Source organism: Sphingobium sp. TomTYG74 (genome assembly GCF_055393875.1).
The window spans coordinates 45,226-60,531 of the sequence record NZ_AP027343.1; the positions used below are offsets into that span (position 1 = coordinate 45,226).

The 15,306-nt window shown below is 61.0% G+C and carries 18 protein-coding genes; 17 read left to right on the forward strand and 1 reads right to left on the reverse strand.

The features are described from left to right. The 3 genes from ACZ5TB_RS17795 (at position 1) to ACZ5TB_RS17805 (ending at position 3,587) form a co-directional block, all read left to right on the forward strand. Positions 1-2,799: a TrlF family AAA-like ATPase gene (locus ACZ5TB_RS17795; RefSeq protein ID WP_464793335.1), complete on the forward strand. Its 2,799-nt coding sequence runs from the start codon at positions 1-3 to the stop codon at positions 2,797-2,799. Between the two features lie 209 nt (positions 2,800-3,008). After that, complete coding sequence (locus tag ACZ5TB_RS17800) at positions 3,009-3,251, forward strand: helix-turn-helix domain-containing protein (RefSeq protein ID WP_464793297.1); 243 nt, start codon at positions 3,009-3,011, stop codon at positions 3,249-3,251. Between the two features lie 93 nt (positions 3,252-3,344). Then, a complete protein-coding gene (locus ACZ5TB_RS17805; RefSeq protein WP_464793298.1) occupies positions 3,345-3,587 on the forward strand; it encodes an XRE family transcriptional regulator in 243 nt (80 codons plus the stop codon). On the opposite strand, the gene ACZ5TB_RS17810 is transcribed toward ACZ5TB_RS17805, so the two are convergent. Continuing rightward, positions 3,582-4,139 carry a helix-turn-helix domain-containing protein gene (locus ACZ5TB_RS17810; RefSeq protein WP_464793299.1) on the reverse strand — a complete coding sequence of 186 codons (558 nt, stop codon included), beginning with the start codon at positions 4,137-4,139 and terminating at the stop codon, positions 3,582-3,584. The genes ACZ5TB_RS17805 and ACZ5TB_RS17810 overlap by 6 nt on opposite strands. Positions 4,140-4,365: 226 nt before the next feature. Here ACZ5TB_RS17810 and ACZ5TB_RS17815 point away from each other — a divergent pair, with 226 nt between their 5' ends. The 14 genes from ACZ5TB_RS17815 (at position 4,366) to virB11 (ending at position 15,297) form a co-directional block, all read left to right on the forward strand. Next, positions 4,366-5,385, forward strand: a complete 1,020-nt coding sequence (locus tag ACZ5TB_RS17815; RefSeq protein WP_464793300.1) for a transglycosylase SLT domain-containing protein — start codon at positions 4,366-4,368, stop codon at positions 5,383-5,385. Then, entirely contained in the window at positions 5,385-5,636 is a 252-nt protein-coding gene (locus ACZ5TB_RS17820) for a TrbC/VirB2 family protein (RefSeq protein WP_464793301.1), read from the forward strand. Before ACZ5TB_RS17815 ends, ACZ5TB_RS17820 begins: the two co-directional genes overlap by 1 nt. After that, positions 5,636-5,947, forward strand: a complete 312-nt coding sequence (locus ACZ5TB_RS17825; protein ID WP_464793302.1) for a TrbC/VirB2 family type IV secretion system protein — start codon at positions 5,636-5,638, stop codon at positions 5,945-5,947. The genes ACZ5TB_RS17820 and ACZ5TB_RS17825 overlap by 1 nt, the downstream gene beginning before the upstream one ends. Further along, positions 5,948-6,214 (forward strand): hypothetical protein, encoded by a 267-nt coding sequence (locus ACZ5TB_RS17830; RefSeq protein WP_464793303.1) that lies wholly within the window; start codon positions 5,948-5,950, stop codon positions 6,212-6,214. A 31-nt stretch (positions 6,215-6,245) separates the two neighbouring features. After that, positions 6,246-6,584: a VirB3 family type IV secretion system protein gene (locus ACZ5TB_RS17835; protein WP_464793304.1), complete on the forward strand. Its 339-nt coding sequence runs from the start codon at positions 6,246-6,248 to the stop codon at positions 6,582-6,584. Then, a complete protein-coding gene (locus ACZ5TB_RS17840; RefSeq protein WP_464793305.1) occupies positions 6,577-8,961 on the forward strand; it encodes a VirB4 family type IV secretion/conjugal transfer ATPase in 2,385 nt (794 codons plus the stop codon). Before ACZ5TB_RS17835 ends, ACZ5TB_RS17840 begins: the two co-directional genes overlap by 8 nt. Positions 8,962-9,013: 52 nt before the next feature. Then, entirely contained in the window at positions 9,014-9,676 is a 663-nt protein-coding gene (locus ACZ5TB_RS17845; RefSeq protein WP_464793306.1) for a type IV secretion system protein, read from the forward strand. Between the two features lie 12 nt (positions 9,677-9,688). Beyond that, positions 9,689-9,961: an EexN family lipoprotein gene (locus tag ACZ5TB_RS17850; RefSeq protein ID WP_464793307.1), complete on the forward strand. Its 273-nt coding sequence runs from the start codon at positions 9,689-9,691 to the stop codon at positions 9,959-9,961. Positions 9,962-9,968: 7 nt separating this feature from the next. Beyond that, positions 9,969-11,012 (forward strand): type IV secretion system protein, encoded by a 1,044-nt coding sequence (locus ACZ5TB_RS17855; RefSeq protein ID WP_464793308.1) that lies wholly within the window; start codon positions 9,969-9,971, stop codon positions 11,010-11,012. A gap of 197 nt (positions 11,013-11,209) precedes the next feature. Next, a complete protein-coding gene (locus tag ACZ5TB_RS17860) occupies positions 11,210-11,419 on the forward strand; it encodes a hypothetical protein (RefSeq protein ID WP_464793309.1) in 210 nt (69 codons plus the stop codon). 20 nt (positions 11,420-11,439) lie between these two features. After that, on the forward strand, positions 11,440-12,111 hold the full coding sequence (locus tag ACZ5TB_RS17865; protein ID WP_464793310.1) for a VirB8 family type IV secretion system protein: 672 nt from the start codon (positions 11,440-11,442) through the stop codon (positions 12,109-12,111). Next, positions 12,108-12,977 carry a P-type conjugative transfer protein VirB9 gene (virB9, locus tag ACZ5TB_RS17870; RefSeq protein ID WP_464793311.1) on the forward strand — a complete coding sequence of 290 codons (870 nt, stop codon included), beginning with the start codon at positions 12,108-12,110 and terminating at the stop codon, positions 12,975-12,977. The genes ACZ5TB_RS17865 and virB9 overlap by 4 nt, the downstream gene beginning before the upstream one ends. Next, positions 12,974-14,302 carry a type IV secretion system protein VirB10 gene (gene virB10 / locus ACZ5TB_RS17875; protein ID WP_464793312.1) on the forward strand — a complete coding sequence of 443 codons (1,329 nt, stop codon included), beginning with the start codon at positions 12,974-12,976 and terminating at the stop codon, positions 14,300-14,302. The genes virB9 and virB10 overlap by 4 nt, the downstream gene beginning before the upstream one ends. After that, entirely contained in the window at positions 14,302-15,297 is a 996-nt protein-coding gene (gene virB11 / locus ACZ5TB_RS17880) for a P-type DNA transfer ATPase VirB11 (RefSeq protein WP_464793313.1), read from the forward strand. Before virB10 ends, virB11 begins: the two co-directional genes overlap by 1 nt. The last annotated feature ends 9 nt before the right edge of the window (positions 15,298-15,306 follow it).

Below are 15,306 nucleotides of genomic sequence, written 5' to 3' on the forward strand. Positions count from 1 at the left end.
TTGGACAAGGGCGCACATTTTTACCGTAGCGATTTTCAGGTTCACACCCCGCGCGATCTCCGCTGGGCGGGACCGGATGCTGTCACAGACGAAGAGCGGCTTGCCTACGGTCGGCGGTTTGTCGCAGCCTGCCGAGAGAAGGGCCTTCAGGCCGTTGCCATCACCGATCATCACTGCATGACGTTTCTGCCCTTCATCCGCAGGGCAGCGGAAGAAGAGCTGGCGGAAGACGGCGCGGCGCTCGATCCTGCAAATAAGCTCATCGTATTCCCCGGCATGGAGTTGACGCTCGGCGTTCCGTGCCAAGCTATCATCATCTTCGATGCTGACTTTCCCAATGATATGTTTTCGCTAGTGATAAATGCGCTAGCGATTACACAAAACGATGCGGCTCAGCCGAAGGTCCGGGACGTTGTGCGTCTCGGAACCATCACGACTTTTTCGGATTTGAAGGCGAAGCTCGACGCGCACGAATATCTGCGCGGCCGTTACATCATACTGCCGAACGTCACCGACGAGGGGCAACATTCCCTCCTGCGCGCCGGCCAGACCGATAAGTATATCGAGATGCCTTGCGTCGGAGGGTACAGCGATGGGCCGTTTGCCAATTTGCGGCAGGGGACGAAAAACAAGCTGGCCGGCATTGATCGCGCATGGGGCCATAAGCGGATCGCCTGCATCCAGACCTCGGACACGCGCCGCGACGATCACACCACGCTCGGCGTGCCCTCGACTTGGCTGAAATGGGCGACGCCGACCGCGGAAGCTCTCCGGCAGGCATGTCTCGCGCAGGAATCCCGCGTCGCGCATGACTTGCCCCATGTGCCGGAAACCTACATTGCCGACGTCAGCGTTAGCAATTCCACCTTTCTCGGGCCGCTCGATCTCGACTTCAACCCGCAATACAGCTCACTCATCGGCGGTCGTGGCACCGGCAAGTCCACAGTGCTGGAATATATCCGCTGGGCGCTATGCGATCAGCCGCCAAGCGGCGACGAGGAAGAAACGCCGAACTATCAGGCCCGCCGCCTGCGGCTGATCGACGGCACGTTGAAGCCGCACGGTGCCACTGTCGACGTGACTTATGTCCTCAACGGGGTTCCCCATCTCGTTCGGCGGGCAAGTGCCGACGGCAGCGTCCTGATGAAAATTGGCACCGCAGCGCTGCAGCCCTGTACCGAAGAAGAGGTGAGAGCGCTTCTTCCAATACAGGCCTACAGCCAGAAACAACTGAGTGACGTGAGCGTCCGCATCGAGGAGCTGACCCGCTTCATCACCGCGCCGATCAAGGGCGATCTCGACCGGCTGCAGCGGAAAGCTGACGATCGCGCGAACCGAATTCGGGAGGCCTATGCCACGCGCCAGCGTTTCCGCGATTTGTCGCGGACGCTGCATAACCGGGTCCTGGAAGAACGCTCGATCACAGAGCAGGCGAATACTATCCGCGCGTCACTCTCGGGGCTCTCGGATCCCGATCGCGCGCTTCTTGAGCAGGGCCAGCATTACAATGCCGCCAGCTCCCTCGTGGCGTCGTGGAAAGTGGGGGCTGGCACGATCAGCCAAAAGGCCCGTGAACTGCGCCAGCTAGTCCAGGGCCAGCGCGCCGCCATGCAGCCCGTGCCGGCAGAGCCCGCCGCCATGAAGGAAACGCTCGATCAGGCCCGCGCCCAATACGATGCGATGCTGCAGGCCGCGCTGATCTCGCTCGACGAAATGGCCGCGGCGGCGGGCGTGATCGAAGGAGGGGAGGGGGCCGCTGGCCTTTGGGATGCGTGGGACGCGGGGCATACCGCCTTTCAGGATGAATATAGCGCAGCGATGGAGCGGTCATCATCGCATACCGAGAAGTTGCAACAGCTCCGAACTCTGGAGGCGCGTGTTGCCGAGCTGGCCGATGAAACGACAAGGGTGCGCGAGATGCTGGCGACGCTGGCGACCGCAGACGAGAACTACACGACCGCGCGCGATGAATGGCTGGGCGCACAGGCCGAGCATGATGATCTGGTGGACCGCGAATGTGCCGAGCTTACAACCCGCTCGGGCGGCCTGATCCGCGTGGGCGTTAAGCGTTACGCGGATCCCGGCGCCTTCGTTGGCACGCTGCGCGCGGCGCTGCAGGGCTCGCGCGTTCAGTCGGCGAAGCTCGATGCGCTGGGCGAGGGAATCGCAGGCGCAGCGGATCCGAAAGCATCTTGGATGGCGGCGCTGGCGGAATTGGAAGGCTTGGCGGACTATGATGCCGAACGCGGTCCTCCCGGCACAAGGCCGGGCGGGGTCGCCTTGCTGGGCCTCGGACTGAGCGCCGGCGACATTGACAGGATCGCGCAGCACTTCACGCCGGAAAACTGGCTGGTGCTGTCGCTGACACCGATCGCCTCGGTGCCGGTCTATGAATTCCGGTCGCGGGAAGGGGAGTATATTCCCTTCAAGAACGCCTCCGCCGGCCAGCAAGCGACGGCGCTTCTGAAAACGCTGCTTAACCAGCCAGGGCCGCCGCTCATCATCGACCAACCCGAAGAAGATCTCGACAACCCGGTCATGCTTGAAATCGTAAATCAAATCTGGGATGCGAAGCGACTTCGTCAAATCGTCTTTGCCAGCCACAACGCCAACCTTGTTGTGAACGGCGACGCGGAGCTGGTGGCGTGGTTTGGATATCGAACGACGGGCGATCAATCCCGTGGCACGATCAAGGGCGTCGGGGCGATCGACGTACCGGCGGCACGGGAAGCGATCAAACAAATCATGGAAGGCGGCGAAAATGCCTTCCGGCTACGCCGGGAGAAATACGGCTTTTAAACTTCGGAAGTTAGGGTTCACTTCCGGATTTTCCATGAGAGACCAACTGCGCCTGTTAGGCTAATCTCGCTGATGCAACGAGGATACCTGAATGGCCCATCGACAAAAAACGTTCGGCAGCCAATCGCTCCCGGTGTCGCCAAGCGCGACGCCTTCGCCTATGTCTCCATTTTGGAGTTAATCAATTATAAGGCATACGGGATCGCATAATGCCGCAGTATCTAAAACTTGATGAAGCGGCCTCAAAGCTCGCAAAGAAGCTGGGGGAAAATTGCCGTTCAAGGCGGACGAAGCTCAAAATTTCCCAAGCGGAGCTCTCCGCCCGAAGCGGCATCGCTGCATCCCACTTATCGTATATCGAGCACGGGAAGGCGAATCCCACCCTTGAGATTCTGGAGAACCTAGCCGATGGCTTGGGCTGCTCGGTGCTCGACCTGCTCAGCGCTGAGTAAAGGATAACTGCTCCTGCTAATGACTATTATTATCTGGACAGGGGTTTGCTGCTGCTTACGTTAGTAAGCTCCTGACACGGCAGAGGCCAGATAATGACTATGCAAGACAGGGTTAACCAGAATGCCGATATTTACGGCAATCTGGTTAAGCAGGTTAGCGAAATGACTAAAGTACGCGGGATGTCGCAGCCAGATCTCGCGATCAAAAGCGGGATCGCCGAAGAGAGATTGACTTCGATCCTGCGCGGGCAATCCCGTGAAGTTACTTTGCGGGAGCTTGTCGGACTATCGCTTTCTCTTGGTGTTTCGTTAGCGGCGCTTCTAGCGGATTCATGATTGCAGAGCCGGCGCATCCCTATGCCGTTGCAAGAAATCAAACAGCGTCGTTCGGCCAACCCCCAGCGATTTCGCCACGCTTGCAACCGTCGCGCCCCTCATATCGAGCATCTGGCGAATGTCAGGTAACTGGTCATCGGTAAGCCGTGGCTTCCGGCCAGGCTTTGAATCGCTCGAATGGGTTTTCATGCCGTGAACGCGGCGCCAGTGGTTGTCGAGGGCCGCAACGAGGCGGAACATTTCAGCCCCTTGGTCGGGCTCGATGACTATCTTGGGCGCGCAGAACTCTATGGCGATTCCGCGATTGAGAACCTTCACCATCATGCGAACCAAGGTCATCGTGTTAAGCGGCAGGCAAGTAAAATCGTAGATTTTGATCCTGTCCCCCCGCATCAACTCATGACCTTCCTTTGCCAGTTTACGCGGTAGATCCACGAAACTGACTTGCCCGGCATCTACGATGAAATCGCCATCAGCCTCGCAAGCCGCCCTTTGCTCCAAAATGGAGGGAGATTGGTTCGTTTCGGCGAGGAAAAGCACATTTTTCGGCAAGGCGATCCGCTCTCAGTTGTCTGAATGCCGAACAGGAATTCGGTCCAAAATTGTGGCTAACGCTAAGCCATAGACGCCATTTCCAGCAAGAGCGATCCGGGCCGGGTTCCGCGCAAAAGGCGATAAACGGTTCGTCGCGTTCGCGAATCCTTATTGCGAATGCGTGTTGCTGACGTGTCGGTTTTGTATTACCGCTGATAACCGGACTCAACGAAAGGGGCACTCAATGCCTTTGAGTACTACGGTTTTGGCGGCTTTGCTCAACTCTTGCGCGCCAAATGTCGCACCCGCGACAATGACTGCGATTATCCAAGTTGAAACCGAGCGCGACCCCTATCGGATAGGGGTCAATTCGGGTGGCTCGCTCCTGCGTCAGCCGGGCAATGCAGCCGATGCAATCGCCACGGCGCGCAGTCTGATGCGCAAGGGCGCGAATTTCGATGCTGGCTTGATGCAGATCAACAGCTCGAACTTTGCACGGCTCGGCGTCACCCCGGAAACGGTCTTCGATCCCTGCACCAATCTGCGCGCCGGAGCGCGCCTGTTGGCAGACAACTATAGCAGGGCGCGGATAGCCGGTCACACCGATCCGCTGCGCGCGGCGCTGAGCGAGTATAATACCGGGTCGCGCTCGCGCGGCATGATGAATGGCTACGTCGGCAAGGTCTTTGCCGCCGCTTACGGCGGTGCGCCCGTGCGGCCTCTGGTTGCCCGCAGCTCGGGTGCTATTGCCACGGCCGATCAGGTCGGCGGCATTTTGGTGTCAGCCTTTGGCGGACGGATCACCGACACGCTGCGCCCGATGAACGCCCGCTATGGCGCTCAGAACAGCTTTCACAAATACGGGCAAGCCGTCGACTTCGTGCCGAATGGCGGAATGAGCGCCATCAACCGCGCTCAAATCCGTGCGGTGCTGGCCGCCAGTGGCGTCCAGATAATCGAGCTGCTCGGCCCCGGCGATCGTAACCATTCGAACCACTGGCACATTGCATTCGCAAACGGCCAGGGCGCTCCCGTCGTGCCTCCATATAGCACAGAGGGCGCGCCTTGGACGGTTGCCGCCGTGGCTCCGGCTGATGATGTTGAGCGAGGCGGCGCCTATCAGGCGACGGCCACGCTCGCGTCAGCGGAAATAGGGATGGGCGGCGTGACAATGGCCGAACCGGCTCCCCCCTCCTGGGACGTTTTCGCGCAAGCCGCATGGCGCCAGCGCCAGTCCGTTCCGACAGCAGCGGGCGGACTGTGATGCGCGCAAACAAACTAATCACGAAATTGTCGGTCGTGCTTGCGCTCGGCCTGGCAGTCACGCCCGCTCATGCGGACGTGGGGTCCATTGCGGATGCGGTTCTTGATGAACTGACGGCGTTGGTGGCCCCGGCAATAGGGCTCGGTGTTGTTTGGCTGGGCTTTCTCATCATGACGGGGCGAGGGACGCTAATCACGTTCCTTACTTTCGTCGTCGGAGCAGTAATCTTGCTAAGCGGAGGTTTTTTCTGATGAAACTCACTCGTTACGTAAAGGATCGGTGGACGCATAGCTTTGCGTTCGCCGGCACCGCCCTGGCCCTGATCCCTGTCCCTGCATGGGCGCAGGCGGCCAACCAGACCGAAGTCGAGTCCATGGTCGACGCCATCTTGGGCCTTCTGACCGGCCCGATCGCGAAGGGCCTTGCCGCCATCGCGCTCGTCATCGCCGGATTCATGTTCTTCTTTGGCGCAGGCAACAAGGGCCTGCTCGGCTCGATCATCGTCGGATGCTTCATCGTCTTCGGCGCGGGTTGGGTCGTCGATACGATCTCCGGGACGTAAATGCGCCGGGGTCTCCCAATAATCGCCGCGCTGGTCGCAGCGGCATGGTCCGTGCCGGGGGCGACGCAAGTCGCCTCCGCCTCGGCAAAAGCCAGCGAGATAACCGGGAAAATGGTGGCGGCGGGCGCGGCGTTCGGAACGCTCGCGCTCGTCATCATCGGCTATTTCTTCATGGCCGGGCACGGCGACAGGCAGACTTTGGCGCTGTGGGCCGCTGGTCTGGCTGTCGTGCTGTGCGCGGGGTCGATCACCGCATTGCTCACGTAGAAGGCCGCCTAGCGGCAAAGAGAGGTTTTGAGTGTCGGAGCCAGAGTATCTTACCGAAGATCCGTTGTTCCTTGCCCTGACGCGGCCGACGCTCTGGTTCGGCGTGCCGGTAGAGGCGACGCTTGCGATCGGCATGGCCTCGGTGTTCGTCCTGATGGTCGTTGGCAACCCGATATGGGCGCTGGCGATCGGCGGCGGCTTGCTGGGTGCGGCCAGGCTCATCGTCCGCACTGACTACAACATGTTCAAAATCATCTTCCTGTTCGGGCGCACCAAGGCTCCGGCACCGAACAAGATGATTTGGGGCGGTTCCAGCTATTCGCCGCTCCCGGTGGCTGGCGTAAAGCGGAAAGGATTCAGCCGTGTTTAACCGCAAGCCAGCTATCAAGCAGGAGCGCGACGCTTCGCAATATCTGCCCTTCGCGCGCCATGTAAACGAGCATGTCGTTGCGCTCGACAATGGCGAATATATGGCCGTTTTCGCGCTTGAGGGCATGTCTTTCGAGACGGCCGACATCGCGACCATCAACGATTGGCACGAAAAACTGAATACGGCTTGGCGCACGATCGCACATGAGCGTGTCGCGGTCATGGTGCATACCGTGCGGCGTATCGAGAGGGGCTATCCGGACGGCGAGTTTACCTCCGCTTTCGCCCGCGATCTCGATGCGGCCTACAGGAGCCGCATTCTGGCAAAGCGCCTGTTCGTGAATGAGCTTTACCTGACGGTGATCTACCGGCCTGCGGTCGGTGTGGCTGACAAGGCGGCCTCGTCGGTGTTCTCGATGTTCTCCAAATCGTCGGCCGCCGAGGCCGAAGAAGACATTCTCGAAACCTTCAGCGACATTCTGCGCGACGTGAAAAAGCTCATGGCTCGCGTCGGCCCCCGGATGCTCGGCATCTACGAGTTCAACGGGCTGCAGTTCAGCGAGCCGATGGAATTGATGCAACGGATCATGACGGCCGATAAGCGCCGTGTTCCGCTGGTGCGCGGGCACCTCGGCCGCGCGATCTACTCGGATCGGGTCATCTTCGGGCAGGAGCTGTTCGAGGTCAGGGAGCCGGGTGGCTCCCGCTTCGGTGGCGTCCTTGCGGTGCGCGAACACGCTGCGCGCACGTTCCCGGGCCAGCTCAATGCGCTGCTAGATTCCAAGTTCGAGTTCGTGCTTGGTCAGGGCTTCGCCTTCCTCGGCAAGCAAATGGGCATGGAAACGGCACGGCGGAAGCGCGCACAGCTCAGCGCCACCGACGATGTGGCTTTTAGCCAGCAGGATCAGCTTAGAGAGGCGATGGACGATCTGCAGTCGAACCGCTTCGTCCTGGGCGAACATCACCTAGCGCTGTCGGTCTTTGGCGAGACGCCTAAGATCCTTGCGGAGAATATGAGCGTCGCGCGTGCAGCGCTGTCGGAAAGCGGTATCGTCGCTGCCCGTGAAGATCTCGCGCTAGAGGCGGCCTACTGGTCGATGCTGCCGGGCAACTTCGCATGGCGAACGCGGCCTGCGGCCCTCACGTCGCGGAATTTCGGCGCGCTGGCGCCGATCCACACGTATCCTGTAGGTCAGGCGGAGGGCAACCATTGGGGCAAGGCGGTCGCGCTGCTCAAGACGACTGCCAATTCGCCCTACTACTTCAATTTCCACTATGGCGATGTGGGTCATACGCTGATCCTCGGCCCTTCTGGCGGCGGTAAAACTGTCATCCAGAATTTCTTTCTTTCGCAGGCTGAAAAGCTGGGCGCACGCATGGCCTTCATCGACAAGGACCGCGGTGCGGAAATCTTTGTTCGAGCTGCGGGCGGCACGTATCTCGCTCTGCGCAACGGCCAGCCATCGGGCTTCGCGCCGTTAAAGGCGCTGGACGATAACCCGAGAAACCGGGATTTCCTGAAGTCGTGGCTTCGCCAGCTCGTCGCTCCCGAGAGCGGTGAGCTGTCGCCGCAAGAGCTGTATCAGGTGAGCCAGGCGCTTGAAGCCGTCTTCCGCTTGCCAAAGCCATTGCGGTCCCTTGCGGCGGTCCGCTCGCAACTGGATCAGACGAGTGAAACGGGCGTGGGTGCGCGCTTGGATCGATGGACGCGAACTGGCGAGTTTGGGTGGGTTTTCGACAACGAGGACGACACGCTGCGCCTCGATGCCCGCTTGATGGGCTTCGACATGACGGACTTCCTCGAGAACGATGCGATCCGCCCGCCGCTCATGTCCTACCTCTTCCACCGGCTCGATGACATCGTGGACGGAGGGCCGGTCATCATCGACATTGACGAGTTCTGGAAGGCGCTGGGCGATCCTGCGTTCCGCCAGTTCGCGCGGGACGGCTTGAAAACCTACCGTAAGCGCAATGCGATCATGATGTTCGGCACGCAGTCGCCGGCGGACGCGCTTCGCTCCGACATTGCCGAAACCATCATCGAGCAATGCCCGACGAAAATCCTTCTCCCGAACCCCAATGCGCAGGCGCGCGACTACATCGATGGGCTGAACCTCACTGAAGCCGAGTTCCGGCTTATCAAGGTCGACCTGTCGCCGGAAAGTCGGCGCTTCCTCATCAAACAGGGCCATGATTCCGTGGTGGTCGAATTGGACCTGAACGGCATGGACGACGAATTGGCGGTCCTTTCGGGCCGGCAAGGAACTGTCGCGTTGCTCGACAAGCTGCGCGCAGAGTTCGGGGATGATCCCCAACATTGGCTGCCCGAGTTCAAGCGCCAGTGGCGCTCTGCAGGGCGTAGGGAATGGAGTAACTGATATGAGAAAGCAGATTATCAGGGCGGCGCTCCTTGCGGCCGCCACGTTCGGAATGGCCGGGACGGCGCACGCGCAATTGGCCGTGGTCGATGTGAAGTCGGTCGCGCAGGCTCTGCAGACCGCTCGCAACACGTTGCAGCAGCTTCAAGAGGCCAAGCAGCTTTACGCCTCTCTCAACAGCGTGACGCAAATCAACAGCGTCAGCGATTTGCTGAACAACGAGATACTGAGCGAGGCCCTGCCCTCGGGGATGCAGGAATCCCTTTCGCTGATCTCCGGCGATCTCCGCGAGCTGGGCGCGATCGGGAACCGGGCAGAGTCGCTCATGAGCGGTTCCGACTTCTCGCTTGCGGGCATCGATTCCGGTTTCGGTGACGCGCAAGGCATTCTCAACCGAGCGGCGACAGCCGGCGCGCGCGATCAAGCCTACGGCGAATATATGCTGGAAGCGACCGAAGCGACCGGCAAGGGCCTGAAGCAGCTCAACAGCGGCCTCTCGGCTTCAACGACCATGCGCCAGTCGCAGGACATTGCGGCGCGTGCTGCAATCGAGAACGCGCAGGTAACGAACCGCCTCCTGCAGATGCAGGCGGCGCAGGAAGCCGCACGCGGCGCGGCCGCGCTTCGGTCCTCGTCCGACTTCGCGGCTTCCCAGCGGCGCACCCAGCAGAACATCGAAGACGGGTCTCTCTGGCCCACTTGGAGCGGCCAGTAAGGAGGGCAGGCGATGCGGAAGTGTCTCATGATGTTGATGTGTGCGGCGCTTCCGCTTGCCGGCTGCGGTGAGGAAGCCAAGTCCGTCGAATACTACAAGAAGCATTTGACCGAGGCGCGCGAGAAGGCCGCTCGCTGCCAGAGCAACGGTGACGCGGGCGGCAACTGCGGGAATGCCGCTGTCGCGATCCAGCAGACCGCTCGCGAGCAGTTCGAGCGCGACCGGGCCAGGACAGAGAAGAACCTGAAATCCGGTGCGATCTGGCCGACCTGGAACGGGAAGTAGGTGATCCATGCTCGATGCAATCTACACCATGCTAGAAGGCCAGATTACCGGGACTCTTGCCGGTAAGTACGCCGCTGTCGTGGGCCTCGTTTCCGCGCCGCTACAAACGGCCATGGCGATCAATCTGGTAATCGTGGGCTTCGCCGTCATGCGCGGCGTGTCGAACGAACCGTTCGGCAATTACCTCGGCACTTGGCTGAAATGCTATCTCGTCATTCTGGCGGCAACGTCGTCCATCGCGGCCGACATTGCCGCGACGGCGCAGGCTGCGCCCGATCAGCTCGCTTCTGCCCTTGGCGGCGGCGCTCTGTCGGCATCTTTCGACGCATTCGTAAAGAATGCCGTCGAGCCGGCGCTAACGATCCATAATTCGATGGAGCCTTGGGTAGAGGCCAGCACCTTTTTCCCTGTCACGATCCCGAACCTTGCCACGGGCCTGATGGTCATTCTCATCATGCTGCTCGCCTACATCATCGCGGCGATCGCTATGACGATCGTGCTTTTCATCAAGTTCGGCCTGTTCGTGACGATTGCGACGATGCCGATTTTCGTCGGCGCGCTCATCTTCCCGTCCTCGTCAGGTCTGTTTTTTAGCTGGCTCGGCGCGGTGCTGAATTACGCCATCCAAACGGCGGCCGTGGCGATCGCGCTTCTGTTCGTCGTCGCGCTGGTCAACGCCATTCCCAATTCTGTCGGGGCCGGCGACGGCGGCGATACGTGGACGGCCCTGGCCGCGATGATGCTGCAACTCGTGGCGGTCCTCGTCGGCGGCTTCATCATCATGCAAGCGCAGTCGATTGGTTCGTTTGCCGGTGGCGGTGGATCTTCGGGCGCGGGCTTCCTGTCCGCGATCTACCCGGCGACGCTGCAACGCAGAATCATGAACTCGTCGCTGGGCGCCCCTCGCCGGGCAGCGGGCGCGATCGGCAACGCTGCCGGTCGAAGCCTCGATCGTCAGACGGCGGCCCGCGCCAGTTTTGCCGCACAAGCTCAAGCATCTTCCGGTCGAACTTCGATGCCCGGTGCATCGTCCAGACCGGGCAATCGATAGGAGGAAAGCTCATGGTGAAGTGTCATCACGGCGCGCCGTCCGCGCGCCGATGGGGAAGGATTCTCTTCGTTGGGGTGGCAAGCTGCGCTTTGGCGGCCTGTGCCACCACGTCGGAGGGCGGGAATCCTCCCAAGCATTGCAGTCGCGGAAGCGCGCGGAATGCCAATCCATACGGCTCGATCTTCTCGCAAGCCGATGTGAGCGCAGCGCCAGCGCCGCGCGAGGGCGGTGGTGCTGAGGTGATGGTGTTCAGCAAGGATGCCGAACCGGCACCGGAAGCCGTGCCGGTCCCCGATCTGACGGCTCCACCGCCAGCGCCGCGCAATGGCCCGCCTGCGCCGGTTGGTCGGCCGCTCTCAATGGGGCGCGATCCGATCTCCCCGCAAACCGCGTTTAGGAGCTGCTGACCATGAGCCTCGGAGTCAAAATGAAGAGCGACCTCGACAAGTATTTCTCGGATGCAAAAGGCTGGGATTTCGATCGGGTGAGCGAGGCCAACAAGCAAAAGCGGTTGGCCTATATCGTCGGCGCCAGCGGCGTTGCCTTCGGGCTCGCCATGCTGGCGTGGCATGTCGCCATGCCGCTGCGGTCGGTGGAACCGTATGTTATCCGCGTCGATCGCCAGACAGGCGGCATCGATGTGGTGACGCGGCTTACCAACACGCGGAACATCACGGCCGACGAGGCGGTGAACAAGTTCTTCCTCTCGGAATATGTTCGCAATCGCGAGGGCTGGGCCGAAGTCTCGGCGCGTGAGACGCAAGCCCGCGTCTACGCGCTCTCGATCCCGCAAGAGCAGGAGAAGTTCGCCGGCCAGCGGCGGGCGACCAATCCGAACAGCCCGATCGTGAACTACCAGAACGGCGAGGTAATCTCGGCGGCTGTCAGGGGCATTACCTTCATCAATGACCGCGTTGCGCAAGTGCGCTTCACCAAGTCCGTGATGAGGCCTGGCAACGCGCCCGACGAGCTGAGCCATTGGGTCGCGACCATCAATTTCAAATACGTGGACAAGCCGACGACTGAAGCGGGGCGGCTCAACAACCCGCTTGGTTTTCAGGTCATCAGCTACCGCGCAGACCCGGAGATTGCGTCATGATCGGGGTTCGCAGCTTTCTAGTCGGCGGCGCTCTCGCCGCCATCATGGCCGGAAGTCCGGTATTCGCAGAGGAAATCCCTCGCGCTGGCAATCAGGACAGCCGCATTCGCTACATCAACTATGATGCGGATGAGGTTGTCCGGGTCAACGGCGTGTTCCGCGCGGCGTCTCAAATCGTATTCGGCGTAGGTGAGACGATTTCGAGCGTCGCCCTGGGCGACACGGTGAGTTGGGAAGTCGCGCCGGCTGAGAACATTCTGTTCATCAAGCCGCGCGAGCGCGCGCCAGCCACCAATCTGATTGTCGTCACGCGCCGGGGCGGCATGGTCCGCACCTACACATTTGCACTCTCGGCGCGCAGCGGTGCAATCGCACCGGGGACGGACGCTCAATTCGTGGTGCGCTTCCGCTACCCGGCAGAGGAAGCGGCAGCGGCGCAGCAAGCGAAGGTGCAGCAGATCCAGTTGCAAATGCTCATGGTTGAAGCGGGCGGCGTCAAAGTGGCGTTGGAGGCCGCTGCGGTCCAGGGCAGGCGCAATCTTGCCTACCAGATTGCCGGTTCGTCCGATCTCGCGCCCTCGGAGATTTCCGACAACGGCCAGTTCACCATCATGCGGTTTCCTCGAAACCAGCAGCTTCCGGCGATCTTCACCGTCTTGCCAGACGGTTCGGAAGCGGTCGTTCCCTATGACGTTCGCGGCGAATTTCTCGTGGTGCATCAGGTCGCACGCGAGTTCCGCCTGCGACGCGGCAACTCGCTGAGCTGCATCTGGAACGATGCCTACGACCGCTACGGACCTGACAATTCATCTGGGACCGCCTCGCCAGAGGTTGAACGCAGCGTGGAGGGGAGCCAGTCGAAATGAGCGATACTCAGAACAACGCCGATGATGGCGACGACAAGAAGACCCTGAACTTCGGTGAAGCGAAAAGTCGCCTGACCTACGATGACAGCGAGGTTTCCGACGACGCTCTCAAGGATGCCAACAGCACAACCCCCGACTTCGATCGCAAGGCATTCAATCCCCGCGGTCGCCTGCAGTCGATGGGGAAAGGCGCAATGGGCGCCGCTGCGGTCGGCGCGGCGTTCGTCGGCTTCATGGTCTATTCCATGGCAACGCAATCCGAGAAGGCCAACAAAACGCCTTCGGATAGTACGTTCCGCCTTGATGACGACGCGTCGGCCGAGAAGTCGGCCCGGGAAGCCGCTGCGGTCGTGGTGCGCAGCGATAAGGCTGCGAAGCAAGTCGGTGTGGACCCCTTTGGCAATCCGATCATGGATGGGCAGGACCTGTCGACGGGCGGCGTAACCGTTCCCGCTCCGGGTCAAGGACAACCCGCCGCCGATCCTACGGCGGAACGGCTTGAGAAGATGCGCCAGGAGCGCATGGCCGCAATCGCGAGGGAACAGGCGCGACAAGATGCTATGCGCCGCGCGCCGATCATGGCGGTGAGTGCCGGCGCTGGACCGCTCGGGGCCGTAACCGGCAACAATGGGCCGTTCAGCAACCTTCGGGTCGGCGGCAATGCCGAGGAAGGCGGCGAAGGCGGGCCTACCGCAAAAGAGCCGAACAATCTCGCGCGCCAGTTGAACGGCATGGACATTGAGCGGGTCGATGCTGGTCGGCTGTCCAACCGTAATTTCCTCATCACGGCAGGGATGCAGATTCCATGCGTGTTGCAAACTGCGATGGACTCCACTCAGCCGGGCCTAGCGAGCTGCCTCGTCCCGCAAGACATATGGTCGATGAACGGCAGCGTGATCCTGATGGAAAAGGGAACGCGCGTGCTGGGCGAGTATCAGGGCGGCTTTTCCAGAGGCCAGAACCGGATCTTCGTTCTGTGGAATCGGGCCATCACGCCGTCGGGCGTTTCGGTCAGCCTCGGTTCGCCTGCGGCCGATCAGCTCGGCCGCGCTGGCATGGGCGGCAAGGTCGATAACTTCTTCTGGCAAAGGTTCGGCGCGGCCTTGCTGCTGTCGATCGTTGGCGATGCCGGCGATGCGATCAGCAATGAAGTGTCGGGGGCCGATCAGGTCTTCAATACGCCGAACCAGGCAGCGGGTGTCGCAGTGCAGGATGCCGCACGGATCAGACCGCGCCTTCGCGCCGCGCAAGGCAAGGAAATGACGATCATGGTCGCTCGCGACGTGGATTTCAGCAAGGTCTATTCACTGAGGCTGCGCCGCTGATGTTCGATCAGGCAATCTTGGTCCACCATCTGCAACCGCTTCGCGCTCTGCTCGATGCCGACGCCGTTACCGAAGTCGTCATCAACAAGCCTTTTGAGATTGGCGTGGAAGGGCGGAGCGGTTGGGAGTGGGTCAACGACGAAAAGCTGTCGATCGAGTGGCTCGAAACGCTGGCTAGATCGATGGCGAACTACACAAAGCAAAAGGTCGGGCAGACAACGCCAATTTGCTCGACTAGCCTTCCCACGGGTGAACGTGTGCAGATTGTCGCGCCCCCGGCCTGCGACCTGGGCTTGTATTCCATCACGATCCGTAAGCCTTCGACCAAGACGTTCGGACTGGACGAGCTGCACGCGGGCGGCTTGTTCGCTGAAACCAAGATCGCACGCGGACGCAGCTCGGCCGCCGACGCGGAATTGGTTGCCCTCAAGACAAAGGGTGACTGGCCCGAGTTTCTGGAATTGGCGGTAAAGTCGCGCAAGAATATCATGATCTCCGGCGCGACGGGATCGGGCAAGACGACGCTATCGAAGGCGTTGATTAAGCTCATTCCAGATGAAGAGCGGTTGCTGACGATCGAGGACACGCGCGAGCTGATCGTTCCCCATCGCAACGCGGTGCATCTGCTTTACTCCAAGGACGGCCAGGGACAGGCGCAGGTTGGGGCGAAGCATCTGCTGGAAGCGGCATTGCGGATGCGGCCTGATCGTATCTTGCTGCAGGAGCTGCGCGACGGGACGGCCTTTTTCTATCTTCGGAACGTGAACAGCGGCCATCCCGGCTCAATCACGACAGTTCACGCGGACTCGGCCGCACTGGCGTTTCAGCAATTGTCATTGCTGGTCAAAGAATCGGAAGGTGGTCGCGACCTATCGCGAGCGGACATTCTCGACCTTCTGCACATGCTGGTCGACGTCGTTGTCCAATGCAAGAAGGTCGACGGCAAGTTCCGCGTCACTGAAATCCATTTCGAGCCGGAATTATCCGGCATGTAGGGAGCGGAC

What these genes read in the sequence shown, in the direction of transcription:
- ACZ5TB_RS17800 (WP_464793297.1), top strand. Translation starts at nt 3,009, where the DNA reads ATGCCGCAGTATCTAAAACTTGATGAAGCGGCCTCAAAGCTCGCAAAG.
- ACZ5TB_RS17805 (WP_464793298.1), top strand. Translation starts at nt 3,345, where the DNA reads ATGACTATGCAAGACAGGGTTAACCAGAATGCCGATATTTACGGCAAT.
- ACZ5TB_RS17815 (WP_464793300.1), top strand. Translation starts at nt 4,366, where the DNA reads ATGCCTTTGAGTACTACGGTTTTGGCGGCTTTGCTCAACTCTTGCGCG.
- ACZ5TB_RS17820 (WP_464793301.1), top strand. Translation starts at nt 5,385, where the DNA reads ATGCGCGCAAACAAACTAATCACGAAATTGTCGGTCGTGCTTGCGCTC.
- ACZ5TB_RS17825 (WP_464793302.1), top strand. Translation starts at nt 5,636, where the DNA reads ATGAAACTCACTCGTTACGTAAAGGATCGGTGGACGCATAGCTTTGCG.
- ACZ5TB_RS17830 (WP_464793303.1), top strand. Translation starts at nt 5,948, where the DNA reads ATGCGCCGGGGTCTCCCAATAATCGCCGCGCTGGTCGCAGCGGCATGG.
- ACZ5TB_RS17845 (WP_464793306.1), top strand. Translation starts at nt 9,014, where the DNA reads ATGGCCGGGACGGCGCACGCGCAATTGGCCGTGGTCGATGTGAAGTCG.
- ACZ5TB_RS17850 (WP_464793307.1), top strand. Translation starts at nt 9,689, where the DNA reads ATGCGGAAGTGTCTCATGATGTTGATGTGTGCGGCGCTTCCGCTTGCC.
- ACZ5TB_RS17855 (WP_464793308.1), top strand. Translation starts at nt 9,969, where the DNA reads ATGCTCGATGCAATCTACACCATGCTAGAAGGCCAGATTACCGGGACT.
- ACZ5TB_RS17865 (WP_464793310.1), top strand. Translation starts at nt 11,440, where the DNA reads ATGAAGAGCGACCTCGACAAGTATTTCTCGGATGCAAAAGGCTGGGAT.
- virB9 (WP_464793311.1), top strand. Translation starts at nt 12,108, where the DNA reads ATGATCGGGGTTCGCAGCTTTCTAGTCGGCGGCGCTCTCGCCGCCATC.
- virB10 (WP_464793312.1), top strand. Translation starts at nt 12,974, where the DNA reads ATGAGCGATACTCAGAACAACGCCGATGATGGCGACGACAAGAAGACC.
- virB11 (WP_464793313.1), top strand. Translation starts at nt 14,302, where the DNA reads ATGTTCGATCAGGCAATCTTGGTCCACCATCTGCAACCGCTTCGCGCT.